Raw genomic sequence first — 12048 nt, forward strand, 5'->3', positions numbered from 1 at the left:
CGGCACCTCAACCGCAGCAGCCGGGCTGCTTTCACCAGCCCGCAGCATTTAATCGCAATCCGCGCTAGTTACCGCTCAACGGCCGATCAGTGTCCCCGCAGGCCAAACTCGGCGATGATTGCAGGCCGAGCGGCGAGGAGACGTTCGAGATGGCTCTCGGGCCACATCTCGATGCGCGGCGACGCCCCATTCGCATTGTGCTGCTCGATCCAAGTCACGGCATCAGCGGTGAACCGCCCGCTGGTTGCTATGATCAGCACATCGACCCGCGGATTGGGCCAAAGCGCCATTTGATCCTTCGTCGACGAGACCTCGGAGAGGCTCACGCTACGACTCGTCCAATGCTTGCACTGGATCACGACACGAAGGCGCAGCGTGCCCGACAGCTCGTCCTGGATCACGCGCATCACAGATAGATCCCTACCTTTGTCAGGCGCCCTCGTCTGCATCAGCCACTCTGGATTCTCGTAGCCTGGCGTGTCGCTGATGAGCGTGAAAATCAGGCGCTCGAAAGCCTGGTCATCGATTTTAGACCAGGCCAATGCCGTCGTGATCGGACCAGTCGGCCGCGCGGCGACCAAGGCCGACAGGTCCTCGACCTGTACAGGCACCGCCTCGTTGACGCCGTAAAGTCCCTTCCGCAAGGTATTCTTTACGTCCGGCCAATCCATCGCTTCTATGTCATAAAGGTCGCCGACATATCCAAAATCCATATGCCGCATCATGTCCGACCACCGCGCCGGCTTCACGCTTGAGCCGAGCAGCACCTCAACTTGCTTCATGCGCTCACGAATGGCGTTCCACACGTCTCGTTCGATCTGCTGCCGCGGATCTGCATCCGGGCCTACGCCCGCGCGAACCGTTCGGATGTCCGCATCGATCTGGTCGATCAGGCCGACGAGCGCATCACGAATAAGCGCCTTGCGCATGTTGTTGAGCCGGAAGCGATATTCTCGAAGTTCACGACCGGGCTCCTCGATCCAGCGTTCCACGGATACATGCGCGCTCGGCTCATCGATCTCCATCGCGTCTAACCGGCTCTGCGCGAGGCCGTCGAGATCCGGAGGTGTCGCCGTCGGCTTCCATCCCCCGATTTTCGGAAGGCTCGCGAGGAGAATGTCGAAAGAGCGCGCGCGATCCTCATATTCGACGTTTTCACCGAAAGTGACACCGGTCGGGATCATCTCGGCCATCTCATCCCAGAGCCGTTCGAGCTTGATAAGATTGGCTTCCGTCGCCTCGAATTGCTCGAGAGCCGTCATGATGGAATTATTTGCTGTACTCGGCGTAGGCATGCGCCTCCCCTTCGCCCGCTATAGCGGTGATACTACGACGTCGTTTTAGCCCGGTCCCCTAACTTCGCCTTACCTGCCTCCAAGAAGGCCGACAACATTGTCTCCATCGCCTCCTCGAGGTTGTCCGGCTCTTCCGCCCTCAGCCGTTCCGATTCTGCCACAAAACCAGAAAGCAGGTCGCGAATGACGTCCGGTGACGCCGTCAAAGTTCTCAGCATCTTCAATGAATTGTGCGCATAACCAAGAAACTCGGCGTTTCTCTCAGTTATTTCTTCAAGCATTTTCTTCGTAATGCGCTCGCTTGGCGCCACGAACTCGCCATCCAACCAATCCACATAGAAGGAAGCGTTCTTATTTCGGTTTGAACCGTCGTGGAAATCATCTTGCGTTTTCCTGAACGCCTCCCTCGCGGCGTCCCAATCGCCTCGCGCTCGCGCTGCCAGTTCATCTTCGGAAGGCTCGAGCATGTAGGCATTCGATTTGTTCTTCGAGGAATGGCGCGCAAACGCGGCCAACACTTTCTTCTGATTGACTTCAAGGTCAAGAATAAGACTGACGGCCCACACTCCGAGAGTGTTCACCTTCGAACACTCCTCCAGCGAAATCTGGTGCAGGCAAAGGGCGCGGGCCACCGCACCGGCTTTCGCCAGCAGCTCCGCCTCAAAGAAAAGCTGTTCCGCATTGGTGAAGGTCTTCTCTGCGCCCTGGAGCAGAACGTCCAAGGACGCTTCATTCTCATCCGCCTTGCTATCGGCCACCCGCATCTCCATCGAAAAGGACTTCAGTTAGATTGTCCGGCGGCGACCAAATCCCAGACTTAGCCTTCACATATGTCCGGCAAAGAGTGACGATCTTCTCCTGATCCCCGAACCTCAATTTCTCTCGCTCAATCGTGGTGAGCTGCTCGAGCGCATTCTCGGTAAATCCATAGGTCGACAGAAACAGGCCACCTGCCTTCTTTTCGGTGACAATGACCTTCAAGAGCTTCGCGACCGCGTCGGCACCCACCTTTGTTGAGGACCGCCAATGCTTGATCTCCACATAGTAGGTCGCCTGCTTTCCGGCGACTTCACATTCGAGGATGACGTCTTTACCGCCGTCCTTCGACCCGGGGGTGAGCGTCACCCGAAAGCCAAGCCCATCGAAGACCTCAGCAACGGTGCGCTCGACATCCCGCCATTCCAAATGGGCTAAGGCGCCCGGGTCTCGCGCGATGAGCCGGGCGAAACGCTCGCTGAGTTCGCGCAGAATGACCCGCACCTCTGTCTCCGCATCGGGCTCAGCTTCCCGTACGAGCTCCAACCAGCTGCGCAGATCCTCAAGCGCTTTCAGTTCGACCGACAGTGGGAGGTCATGCTCGATCGTGGCCCTGGCCGCTGTCGTGAAGGCGCAATTGCTGACGAGGATCACTCGACCTATCCCCTTCGCCAAGCCAGCCCCGATTAGCTCCCTGACCTGCTCAACCGCGACCTTTCGTGCTCGTGAGTAAAACTTGGCTACTACCCCGAGGCTTTCCGCCGATCCGAGCGCTGGATCGCCGCGGACACCCACGAAGTCGATCCCTTCGTCCCTGTGTGTGGATGTCGCCTGCAGGTAAAACCCTTCGACCCGGAGGATCGGTCTCAATACACCTCCCAAAATCCGGTCAGCCTCCATCGGTGATGGCGCTGATCCGACTTCGAGCCGGGCAATATCGGCGATGATGCGAGAATATTCTTCATTCGAAATTTTGGCCGCAGCGCGCATTACCCTATCTGTTCCTCTTCGATCTCTCCAACCGGTCCGGGCACTTCAAAACTCACTCAGCAGAGCATATTCGACCAAATGAGATGGCACGCCCAGCGCCACCATGCGCTCGCGCAAACCGTCGAGATCACCGTAGTAGCTGATCTTCCACCGAACCCGATCAACGTCGATATTGGCGATCACCTCGTGAAAGTACGGGTGATCGACGTCGGACACCGAGTGTCCCATCACAAAGATCCGATCCACGTCCGAAAGGCCGGCGAAGAAGGAAGCATTGTTTTCAATGACTTTTGACGTCGGCTTGAACGTGTCCTTGAAGTAGTCGTCGACAAGTCGCTGCCCTTCGATGACGCGGATGTCCGCGTCCTCCGGATCTCGTTCAAAGCGGTAAGGGTCGGGACTTGGATCCGGTTCCCACCCATGACCCAGAATAAGGGTGTCCGTCGGGTTCGCGGCGGCGCCATGAATATGGAGTATGTTGGCGTCAGAGACCCCGTACAGCCGCTGCAATGACGGGGTGTAGTTGAAGTTCAGGAAGACCGCGGAGGGGTCGACCGGGACGCGCCGGTCGACGATATCCGAAGCGGGCGGAATGGGAAGTTGGCGAATCCATTCGGCAAACCGCAAGCGCAGCGTCGTCGAGATCGCCTCGACCGCCTGTTCGATCTCGTATTGATAATCGTGGTGGTACGCGTCGCTCCAATCCTCCGCCCCATACCCCACGAGGAAATTTGAGGCGTCCTCGATCAGTGATTCACTGTCGAATGAGGCCAGCCGATCCTCAAACTCAGCCCAAAACTGCGCGTCCATGGCGAAGTATTTCGCGACCACCTCATAGGTCTTGGAGTCGTGCTTTCGAAGATATTCACCGAACGCTTTATATGACGACGGAATGCCGTGGTGGAGATCGAAGCCATTTCCAATGATGTAGAGAGTCTTCGCCATCGGACCCATTCTTCCGCAGTTCAAGGTTGACGATAGGAGTTGCCCATGCCCGCCGCCCCTCAGTCATCCGTGTCCATGTCCACCTCCGCGATCAGCTCTTCGGCCAATTCCGAAAGCCATGGCGAGACATCATCGATCTGCACCGCGTTGGAGTGGGCCGCGTAGTAGTCGCCGACCGTTCGAAATCTCTCGCCGAACCGATCCGCGAACATTTTCTGCAGCTTGCTGTTTCTGCTCAGCACGCTCGACATGGCCCGACCACCTCGCAAGAACCTGATCGCATGCTCGGTCCCGAGCAGATAGAGGTGCTTACGCTTCGCTGTCGGATGCTCTGCAAGCAGCAGATAATCCTTGAAAACGGAATTCTGGCGGATCGTTTCCGCGCCGCCCCGCCACCGGATGAACTTGAATTCGGCAACCCGAACATTGGTCTCAAGATCGAAGTCGCGGCCCGTGTTTCCGGCGCCGAGCGATACAGATTCGACCCGCTCCCCCGGCTCGAGAATGTGCGGCAGACACATGAGAATGCCGAGCGCGTGGATCGTGACGTTGATTTGGCCGGCCAACCGCTTCATCTCGGCAGCCGCCGCGAGAACGTCGCGGCCGGCCCCTGCACTTTCGAGGAAGCCCGTGCAGTCTCCTGCCGTAACACCACGAACCGCGCCTTCGATGCGCGATAGCGTTCGTGTCAGGTCCGGGCCGGTGAATCGTCCGACCAGCTTGACGATCTCGGCCGGGTCTGCGGTCAATCTGCTCCCTCCAGCTCCAGATGCATCCATTCCGTCAACTCTTCATCCAGTTCGGCGTCAACATAGACCTCGCAACGGGGGGCATTCCCTGCCTTCACGTCGATCACCAGATGAAGGCCGACCAAATAGCCATAGGGTCCAGCTTGCTCGGTCAGGCCCTTGAGCTTCCAGATGTCCCCTTCGTAGTCCTTGTTCGTCGACTTCTTGACCTCGACGACCAGCAAGTTCTCCCTCTTTCCGACCCGATGCACGATCAGGTCAGGCACGATCGCGTCCTTGCCAATCAGCTCATCGTCGCTGAGACCGTACCGAAGACGTTTGATGACATCCTCTCGGCGATTCCATTCGAGATCGATCGACCAACCGGCATACTGGCCGTGCAGGAGATCCCGGATTCGAGCGACAAGCGCGCGTTCGGCCGGATCGGCATAAGCAAGATCCTTGTCCTGCAGCAGTGCACGCACCGCGGCCGCGAATACTGAAAGTATTGCTTGCAAATCATCTCCCATACCACCCATTTATCATGAATTACTTCAAAGAAAATCGGGGGCTCCGACGTGAACACCGAAATCGGCGGCACGGACGCGAAAATCGCCACCGCCGCGCACCGGACTGCCGCGATCATCGGACAGTCGGACGCGACGCGTCTCGTTGACCCGGACTGATTCCCATGACTGAAGATCATTCACGTTCATCGGAGTGGGTCGCCTGGATGCGCGACTATGTGGACGCGGCGCGCCGCTTTGCCGCCGAGGATCCCGTCGATGTTTCGTCAGAGGAAGAACGCGAGCTTGTGGCGATAAAGGCGGCGCTCTATGCCCGCGCTCTGACGCTGTTCGAAGGTGCCCTGCTCCTCCTCGAAAGCGACCGGCAGCTCGATTTTCGCATTCAGTCGCGTGGTGTCATAGAGGCGACGATGTACCTCATCGCGCTGGACCGAAACCCTGCCTTCGTCGCGCGCATGAAGGATGACGACTTCAAGAGCCGGCAATCGCGCGCGGCTTTGCATCTTGGTGCGAAAACCTTCAATGGCACGGAAGATGTGAGGCAGCAGCTCGAGGAATTTGTCGCACAAGGGCTCCAGGGCGCAAAGGCGATCCAGCTCGGCACGCTCCTTCAGGGCAGCGATTTCGATCGTCTTTACCGCAGTTATCGAGACATTTCCGGGGACGCCGCGCATGTCAGCCTGACGGCGCTAAACCGGCACTATATCGCGAACGAGACGACCGGCCTGGCGGTTCTGATCATCAACCCTGAGCTCGATGACATCGACTTCCAGGTAACCGTGACAGAGCTCGGCATCTCCATGACGATCGCGACGCTTCACATCATGAAGATCAAGGAAAAGACCGACCTCTGGGATGAGTTTCAGGCGCTGTTGCAGCGATACCGAGCCCTGGCGCGCGATGGACACGGCTCGCCCGAGGCCCCAATCTTGGACACCGGACCAACGCAGCAATGAAGCCTACGTCCTCACGAGCTCATTGAGCCACTCGCTGACAGGACTTGCGATTTCAAAAACATGCCGCAAAAGCTGAATAGCGACACAAACGGGGTCCGCTCAATACGGAACAGGTGCGTCCGAAAGCTCGCATCCTGGACTTTGCCGTTCTGCAGCATCTGAGCGAAACGCCTCTCCCGGTCTTCTCCCTCGTAGACATTGATGGCCAAGTCGAGGTGCTGCATTTCTACCTTGCCAAGCGGGGTCAGCGCGGGGTCGCGGGTGTCGAGATGGATGCATCGGGCGATCATCAAGCCGCTGGGATCATCCGGCCGCGGCAGTTCCTCGATCATCATCGTCAGGTAGTCGTCCTCACGGCGTTCAACATGAACCTCAAGCCGGCGCACCTTCTTTACATGATAGTCCCAGTATTCCGCATGTCCCTCGGATGCCGGACGGTCCAACAGATGGTACGCAGCGAAATCCTTCATGCCTTTGCGGAGGCTGAAGTCTTCCAGCCATCGCGGATTTGCAGGCACCAGCGTCGCTTCGGTCAACAACTGCAGCGGCTGTGTCGCAGAATAATATCCTGCGTCGAGCCGAACAAAGGCCGGCGCCGTTGGCCATTCATTCTGCGCCCAGTTTACGATACCCGGGCTGAGGTACGGGCAGAGTTTCGTAAATCCGCTTTCAGCCCGATAGATCTCACTGCCACCGACTGAACTCACTGCGCTGACATCAATCAGCTCGAAATCCTGCCTCCCGTTCGCCCGTCGTCGGATCTTGCCAAAAAGCCCAGGGACGCTCTTAAAGAGATGCTGGCCACTGTCATAGCGCGCACACAGTCTCTTGACCTCGCGACGATTCCATTCGTGCTCGACCTCGAACGTCATCGCAAAGGCCGCAAGTCGCTCTCGACGCGTTCGACCTGCAAAGAAGCCGATCACCAAATAGCCGCTCAGCCCGTTCTCGTCCTCGGACGTCAAAATGCTTTCGCGAAACGCGAGCACCGGAGCAACCATCGCTGCATGCGGGCCCGGACTTTCCACCAACTCATGGACCGCGATGTTCGCCTCCTTGGCGATCTTGGCTAAGTCACTGAGCTTCTCGAAATATTCGTCGATCTCCCCCAGAAATCCTTCCCCCAATGCCGCCTATTCCCTGATCGCGAACACTTTCCGGGTCCCCGAGACATTGCCGTCCTGATCCATATATCCGTCGTAAGTCCGCCGGACCTCATCTTCCAGGAACGCATCGAAGATCCGAGCGATCTCGGGCGGCGAGAAATGAAAGAGCTGCGTCTTGCTCTGGGTATCCGACGCGATCAGCAACCCGTCCGGCAGATAGGCGCTTCCGGAAAGAACGCCGATGACACGGGCGTGCAACATCTTGTCGGAGATCACTTTTGGCGTTCGATTCTCGCGTCGCCGCGCCGTCATGTCATAGTTATTGAAGATTTCGCTCGAGGTGCGGCTGACGAACGGTTCACGCCACTCGACATCTTTTCTGACGGCGATCTCGTGTACCTCGAGCGGCGTCTCGCGAAATCGATCCGTCACCAAACGACATTCGATCAGCCGCCGCATGCACACCGCGGCAACGCCAACCGCCCGTTCCAGCATGTGATAGGGATTATGCTCGGTGTCCGCCTCCGCGAGCGCCTCGTCCAAATGCAGAATTATTCTGCGGCGCTGCTCCGCCAGCTCGTTCTTCCACGTATAGGATTGCCACTCGGAGGAGCCCACGCTTCCCAACTTCCGAGCTTCCTCGAACCTTGCCTGTATCTCATCTTCCGACCTCACGCCTTCCGCCCCCTCATTCCTGCGTCCACTCATCCTACCTGTTCCACCTGGAGCGTGCCTGCCGCCAATGGACGGATCAGCGACTGCGCCGGGACGGAGGGGTCAAGCCAGTCGGCCCAGGCGTCGCGCCGGAGGATGACGATTTGCCGATCGTGATAGGGCGCGATGTCTGGCCCCGGCTCCATCGTCAGCATGGTGAAGGCCTCGCCGACGTCCTTCGTTTCACGCCAGATGCCGGCGATGCAGAAGATCGGCTCGTCGCGCTTGGTGAAAAGCCACTTGTCCCTGCGCTTCTTTCCCTTCTCGGCCGGATCGGTGAACTCGTAGAACCCGTCTGCCACGATCAGGCAGCGGTTCGAGGAGAACTCACGTCCCTCCGAACGAAAGTTATAGACTGGCCGCTTGTTCTGGGCCGGCCAGCTCCAGCGCCGCTGCACCAGGTCCCTTTCGCCGCGCATCCCCTCGATCGTGCGGATGATCGGAGCCATGTCCGTGATCTTGATGTCGTCGCGCGCCTCGATGTTCGGCGTGCCCTCCCCGAAGCGGATCTTGATCTTAAGGTCGGCGAAGTCCTCCATGATAGACGCCACGTCCACGTTCAGTCGGTAATCGTTGCACATCGCTCCTCCGTCCCGATCGCCATTGCGCTGCGACCGTGTTCTTGTTATGTTCGCGGACTATGAGCGCAACGGTTTTCGATTCCGAAACATCGCTCGACGAACGCCGCGTCATCATACGGCGTGTCGGCCAGGATGTTGAGATGGTGGAACTGAACTGGGGCCTGCAGCCCCGCGAGAGCGGCGGCAGACCATTTACGGTCGTGCGCGCGGAAGGCCGCTTTTTTCCAAATCATCGATGCCTGGTGCCGGCATCTGAATTCCGTCATCGCAGTCACGGAAAGAACTACAGCTTTGAACTGGAGAGTGACGACTTTTTCTATTTCGCGGGCATCTGGCGACAAGCGACGCGGGATTGGCCCGAGTCCTACGCGATCCTCACGACGGCAGCCAACGAAGACGTCGAAGCCTACCATGATCGGCAGATGGCAGTGCTGCGCCGCGACCAGCGGATGGCCTGGCTCGACATGACCGTGCTAGAAGACAAACTTCTGGTGCCTCAGCCGCGCGGCAACTTCCGTGTCTCACGCCTTAGAGATTTTCACGCCCACGCGGCATTCGCTCTCTGAATTGTCTCCGATGTCGTGCATTCGCTGTTTACCGCCGACATAATTGACCTTGCACCGAAACCCGTCCATCGATTTGGGCCACGAGAAGGCATAGCTTAGACGAAAGCCCGAGAGGATCCCCTTTTACCAGACACGAAAGACGTGCCGACTTTGCCAGCAAGCGCAGATATGGAATGCTTTCGCATCGATGAAAGCGGATATACGGGCTTCGATCTCCTGAATGCCGACCAGCGTTTCCAGGGCGCGTCCGCGATTGCCATCAGCGACGAGGATGCCGCACGCCTCATCAAGGAACACTTCCCGCGGCTCCAGGCGCCGGAGCTCAAATTTCGATCGCTGTCGCGCCGCTCTGCCAATCATCAGGGGCTACTTGCTCTACAGCGTGATCTTCTCACCAACTACAAGAGCGTCACCTATGTCTGCGACAAGCGCTTTCTGCTTGTCCTCATGTTCGTCGACTATGCTGTCGAGCCCTTTTACTACGAACGGGGCCTCAACTTTTACGAAAACGGGCAGAACTACGCGATGGCGTCGCTGCTCACCATGGCGGGGCCTACACTTCTTGGGCAGGCGGCGTTCGACACCATGCTCGCCGCGTTCCAACACGCCGCCAAGGAGAAGACGCCAGACGCGCTCAAGGCGCTCGTCACCGCCACGCGCGCGACACGGTGGCGTGAATTTCCCGAGGCGCTCGGACCGCTTGCCCAGTACGCCGCCCCCGAATGCCTTTCGGCGATCGCAACGCCCGGTGTGAACACGGACGCTGCGCTGGTGGTGCTGCAGTCGCTCATCAGCCGGATGGAGGTGATGGCGGACGGGCCGTATCGCGTCGAGCACGACCAGTCGAAGAACCTGCTTACCTACCACGACCTCATGCAACGCTTCATCGATCACGACCAGGCTATCGAGTTCCGCCAAACCGAAATCGCGACCCTGAAATTCCCCCTCAAGCTCTCCGAAGTCACGCAGGTCGATTCCAAAACGAGCCCCGCGGTGCAACTGGCCGATGTCATGATTGGCGCCGCAATCGAAGCAGCAAACAATATGACGGGCCTGCGGTCGGGTGGGCTCGATCCCGAGGCGGTGATGTCACTCTACCGAGACGATCAGTTCATCCATTTGATCCCCTCGGTTGACTTCGAGGAACAGCGGCGTTTCAGGCAAGGCACGCAGGCGGCCGAGCTGATCGACTATTTGGCCGCAAACTTCTCTGGCCCGCGAGAAAACTGAACCAACGGATCGTTGATCTGCACCTGAATCGAGAACGGGGGAAAGCCTTCCCCTGCGCCCGAGCCCTGCGGTCTCGCTCGACCCCTTCTGCGGGACCTGCCGCCCCGCAACGCCCCCGCTTGAGAGGAAGAGCGCGGACCGGATTGCCGTCACGGGTTGAGGGCTGGGAGAAAGGCTTCCGGCGCCCGTCGCGGAGACCCGCGATGACCAAGCATCAGCGCCGGGCTGCCCCCGATCGGGCGAGCCTCTATGACGACATCACCAACAAGATCATCGCCGAGCTGGAAGACGACCGGTTGCCCTGGGTTCAACCCTGGGGCACCAAGGCGGCCAAGGCGCCGCTCGCCATGCCGCGCAATGCCTCGACGGGGCGCAGTTACTCGGGGATCAACGTCCTGATCCTCTGGGGCGCCGTGATCGAGCACGGCTATCCCGGCCAGAGCTGGCTCACCTTCCGCCAAGCGCTCGCCCTCGGCGGCAATGTTCGCAAGGGCGAATGTGGCACGACCGTTGTCTACACCGTTTCGTTCCCGACGACGAGAAGAGGCATGCCCGCGAAACCGGTGAGGATGCCCAGGCCATTCCGCTCCTCAAGCGCTTTACGGTCTCCGATGCGCCCAGTTCGACCACATTCGCTGGCCAGTTTTACCTCGTCGCCAACCTGCATGACGGGCGTCCAGTTGCCCGCGTCGTCTGTTCTCAGAAAGCCGATATGCCGATTGAGTGTGAAAGCGTATACCCGGTCGACACATTGGGAACCGTCGCGGCTTGCCGTCCAGATAGTTGTGCTCAGGCTTGGCGGCCGAGCTCGATTGCTAAAGCGAAGGGTTGCTTCTGACCAGTTAGCGAGAGCAGGTCACTACTTGACCGCACTTACGCCGTACTTCGAGTCCTCTTCACGAACATAGCGAGCCAACGTGTCTCTTACAGCCCTGGTCGATTCTTCCAGTTTCTGAAGCATAGCTCTCAAGTCCGCGATTGTTGCTTCCTCCATATGTAGATTCTGCGGATTTAAAGTAGCTCGGATGAGTTGGTCGAGCGGCATTGGGGAGATCGATATTCCGGCCGGAGCGTTGCCGTATTCAAACGATAATTCAGAGATCAGATTGCCCTCCGGGGTAAGTCTGCATGACGACGTCAAGTTAGATGAAATTGCTTCTTCTAGCAGCCGAGCGGGGATTTCAATCGCCGCAACGACGGTCCCGGTCTCACTGACCCTGTATCCAAGCCGATAAAGATCATCCGCCATTCGCGCATTTCCTGGGCAGACGCGTTCGGCAAAAGGTTCGATTCCCCACCGAGCAGAAAGAGCCAATACCTTACCCCATCAACGTGAGTTTCCCCTCCAGAAATACCTAATTTATCGGTATCTGAAAAGTCGTTCTATGTGTCTGGCCCCCTTTCGGAGGCCAGATGCCCAAGACGGTTACCTCGCCCATTCAAAAGAAGCTCGCCGCAATGTTGGTTGAGCTGAGAAAGGGTGCGGGACTCCGCCAGATTGATCTCGCAGATAAACTTGGGGTCTACCAATCCTGGGTAACCCATCTTGAATCTGGGCAACGTCGAATAGACGTCGTTGAGCTGATCGAGTTGGGTCGAGCCATTGGTTTTGACCCCGCCGAAGTCGTGCGGAAACTCAATAAACGTTAGCGGG

Annotated in this window: 14 protein-coding genes and 1 pseudogene; 5 read left to right on the forward strand and 10 right to left on the reverse strand. The window is 58.5% G+C overall.

The window, feature by feature from the left end; translation table 11 throughout:
• Positions 1 to 86: 86 nt before the first annotated feature.
• The 6 genes from AOQ71_RS07130 to AOQ71_RS07155 all read right to left on the reverse strand — a co-directional run bounded on the left by AOQ71_RS07130 (position 87) and on the right by AOQ71_RS07155 (position 5244).
• Entirely contained in the window at positions 87 to 1193 is a 1107-nt protein-coding gene (locus AOQ71_RS07130) for a restriction endonuclease (RefSeq protein ID WP_162268330.1), read from the reverse strand.
• A gap of 134 nt (positions 1194 to 1327) precedes the next feature.
• Entirely contained in the window at positions 1328 to 2053 is a 726-nt protein-coding gene (locus AOQ71_RS07135) for an AbiV family abortive infection protein (protein ID WP_245316769.1), read from the reverse strand.
• Positions 2043 to 3041, reverse strand: coding sequence for a restriction endonuclease (locus AOQ71_RS07140; RefSeq protein ID WP_057743721.1), 999 nt, complete (start codon positions 3039 to 3041; stop codon positions 2043 to 2045). The genes AOQ71_RS07135 and AOQ71_RS07140 overlap by 11 nt, the downstream gene beginning before the upstream one ends.
• A 45-nt stretch (positions 3042 to 3086) precedes the next feature.
• Positions 3087 to 3986 (reverse strand): bacteriophage abortive infection AbiH family protein, encoded by a 900-nt coding sequence (locus AOQ71_RS07145; protein WP_057743724.1) that lies wholly within the window; start codon positions 3984 to 3986, stop codon positions 3087 to 3089.
• Positions 3987 to 4045: 59 nt separating this feature from the next.
• Positions 4046 to 4735: a hypothetical protein gene (locus AOQ71_RS07150; RefSeq protein ID WP_057743727.1), complete on the reverse strand. Its 690-nt coding sequence runs from the start codon at positions 4733 to 4735 to the stop codon at positions 4046 to 4048.
• Positions 4732 to 5244 carry a hypothetical protein gene (locus AOQ71_RS07155; RefSeq protein ID WP_245316770.1) on the reverse strand — a complete coding sequence of 171 codons (513 nt, stop codon included), beginning with the start codon at positions 5242 to 5244 and terminating at the stop codon, positions 4732 to 4734. The genes AOQ71_RS07150 and AOQ71_RS07155 overlap by 4 nt, the downstream gene beginning before the upstream one ends.
• A 161-nt stretch (positions 5245 to 5405) precedes the next feature.
• Here AOQ71_RS07155 and AOQ71_RS07160 point away from each other — a divergent pair, with 161 nt between their 5' ends.
• Positions 5406 to 6197 (forward strand): DUF5677 domain-containing protein, encoded by a 792-nt coding sequence (locus tag AOQ71_RS07160; RefSeq protein ID WP_057743733.1) that lies wholly within the window; start codon positions 5406 to 5408, stop codon positions 6195 to 6197.
• Between the two features lie 11 nt (positions 6198 to 6208).
• Here AOQ71_RS07160 and AOQ71_RS07165 read toward each other — a convergent pair whose 3' ends face one another.
• The 3 genes from AOQ71_RS07165 to AOQ71_RS07175 form a co-directional block, all read right to left on the reverse strand.
• A complete protein-coding gene (locus AOQ71_RS07165; protein WP_057743736.1) occupies positions 6209 to 7324 on the reverse strand; it encodes a hypothetical protein in 1116 nt (371 codons plus the stop codon).
• Between the two features lie 6 nt (positions 7325 to 7330).
• The gene (locus tag AOQ71_RS07170) at positions 7331 to 7846 is read right to left on the reverse strand and encodes a hypothetical protein (protein WP_245316771.1); all 516 of its coding nucleotides are present in this window, start codon (positions 7844 to 7846) and stop codon (positions 7331 to 7333) included.
• A 161-nt stretch (positions 7847 to 8007) separates the two neighbouring features.
• Complete coding sequence (locus AOQ71_RS07175; protein ID WP_057743742.1) at positions 8008 to 8598, reverse strand: SOS response-associated peptidase; 591 nt, start codon at positions 8596 to 8598, stop codon at positions 8008 to 8010.
• 59 nt (positions 8599 to 8657) lie between these two features.
• Between AOQ71_RS07175 and AOQ71_RS07180 the strand changes: the two genes are divergently transcribed.
• The 3 genes and pseudogenes from AOQ71_RS07180 to AOQ71_RS07190 all read left to right on the forward strand — a co-directional run.
• Positions 8658 to 9164 carry an SOS response-associated peptidase family protein gene (locus AOQ71_RS07180; protein ID WP_057743745.1) on the forward strand — a complete coding sequence of 169 codons (507 nt, stop codon included), beginning with the start codon at positions 8658 to 8660 and terminating at the stop codon, positions 9162 to 9164.
• Between the two features lie 168 nt (positions 9165 to 9332).
• The gene (locus tag AOQ71_RS07185) at positions 9333 to 10394 is read left to right on the forward strand and encodes a DUF3800 domain-containing protein (RefSeq protein ID WP_057743748.1); all 1062 of its coding nucleotides are present in this window, start codon (positions 9333 to 9335) and stop codon (positions 10392 to 10394) included.
• A gap of 203 nt (positions 10395 to 10597) precedes the next feature.
• Positions 10598 to 11010, forward strand: a pseudogene (locus AOQ71_RS07190) (ArdC-like ssDNA-binding domain-containing protein); the annotation flags it as partial.
• Between the two features lie 243 nt (positions 11011 to 11253).
• Here the strand turns inward: AOQ71_RS07190 and AOQ71_RS07195 are convergent.
• On the reverse strand, positions 11254 to 11643 hold the full coding sequence (locus AOQ71_RS07195; protein WP_057743751.1) for a hypothetical protein: 390 nt from the start codon (positions 11641 to 11643) through the stop codon (positions 11254 to 11256).
• Between the two features lie 164 nt (positions 11644 to 11807).
• Between AOQ71_RS07195 and AOQ71_RS07200 the strand changes: the two genes are divergently transcribed.
• Complete coding sequence (locus AOQ71_RS07200) at positions 11808 to 12044, forward strand: helix-turn-helix domain-containing protein (protein WP_057743753.1); 237 nt, start codon at positions 11808 to 11810, stop codon at positions 12042 to 12044.
• Positions 12045 to 12048: the final 4 nt, after the last annotated feature.

The organism is Bradyrhizobium manausense (assembly GCF_001440035.1).
Lineage (GTDB): Bacteria > Pseudomonadota > Alphaproteobacteria > Rhizobiales > Xanthobacteraceae > Bradyrhizobium > Bradyrhizobium manausense.

Bases quoted from the DNA above. Each gene is read 5' to 3' on its own strand.
- AOQ71_RS07155 (WP_245316770.1), bottom strand. From the start codon at position 5,244: ATGGGAGATGATTTGCAAGCAATACTTTCAGTATTCGCGGCCGCGGTG.
- AOQ71_RS07185 (WP_057743748.1), top strand. From the start codon at position 9,333: ATGGAATGCTTTCGCATCGATGAAAGCGGATATACGGGCTTCGATCTC.
- AOQ71_RS07200 (WP_057743753.1), top strand. From the start codon at position 11,808: ATGCCCAAGACGGTTACCTCGCCCATTCAAAAGAAGCTCGCCGCAATG.
- AOQ71_RS07195 (WP_057743751.1), bottom strand. From the start codon at position 11,643: ATGGCGGATGATCTTTATCGGCTTGGATACAGGGTCAGTGAGACCGGG.
- AOQ71_RS07175 (WP_057743742.1), bottom strand. From the start codon at position 8,598: ATGTGCAACGATTACCGACTGAACGTGGACGTGGCGTCTATCATGGAG.
- AOQ71_RS07145 (WP_057743724.1), bottom strand. From the start codon at position 3,986: ATGGCGAAGACTCTCTACATCATTGGAAATGGCTTCGATCTCCACCAC.
- AOQ71_RS07160 (WP_057743733.1), top strand. From the start codon at position 5,406: ATGACTGAAGATCATTCACGTTCATCGGAGTGGGTCGCCTGGATGCGC.
- AOQ71_RS07140 (WP_057743721.1), bottom strand. From the start codon at position 3,041: ATGCGCGCTGCGGCCAAAATTTCGAATGAAGAATATTCTCGCATCATC.
- AOQ71_RS07130 (WP_162268330.1), bottom strand. From the start codon at position 1,193: ATGGCCGAGATGATCCCGACCGGTGTCACTTTCGGTGAAAACGTCGAA.
- AOQ71_RS07180 (WP_057743745.1), top strand. From the start codon at position 8,658: ATGAGCGCAACGGTTTTCGATTCCGAAACATCGCTCGACGAACGCCGC.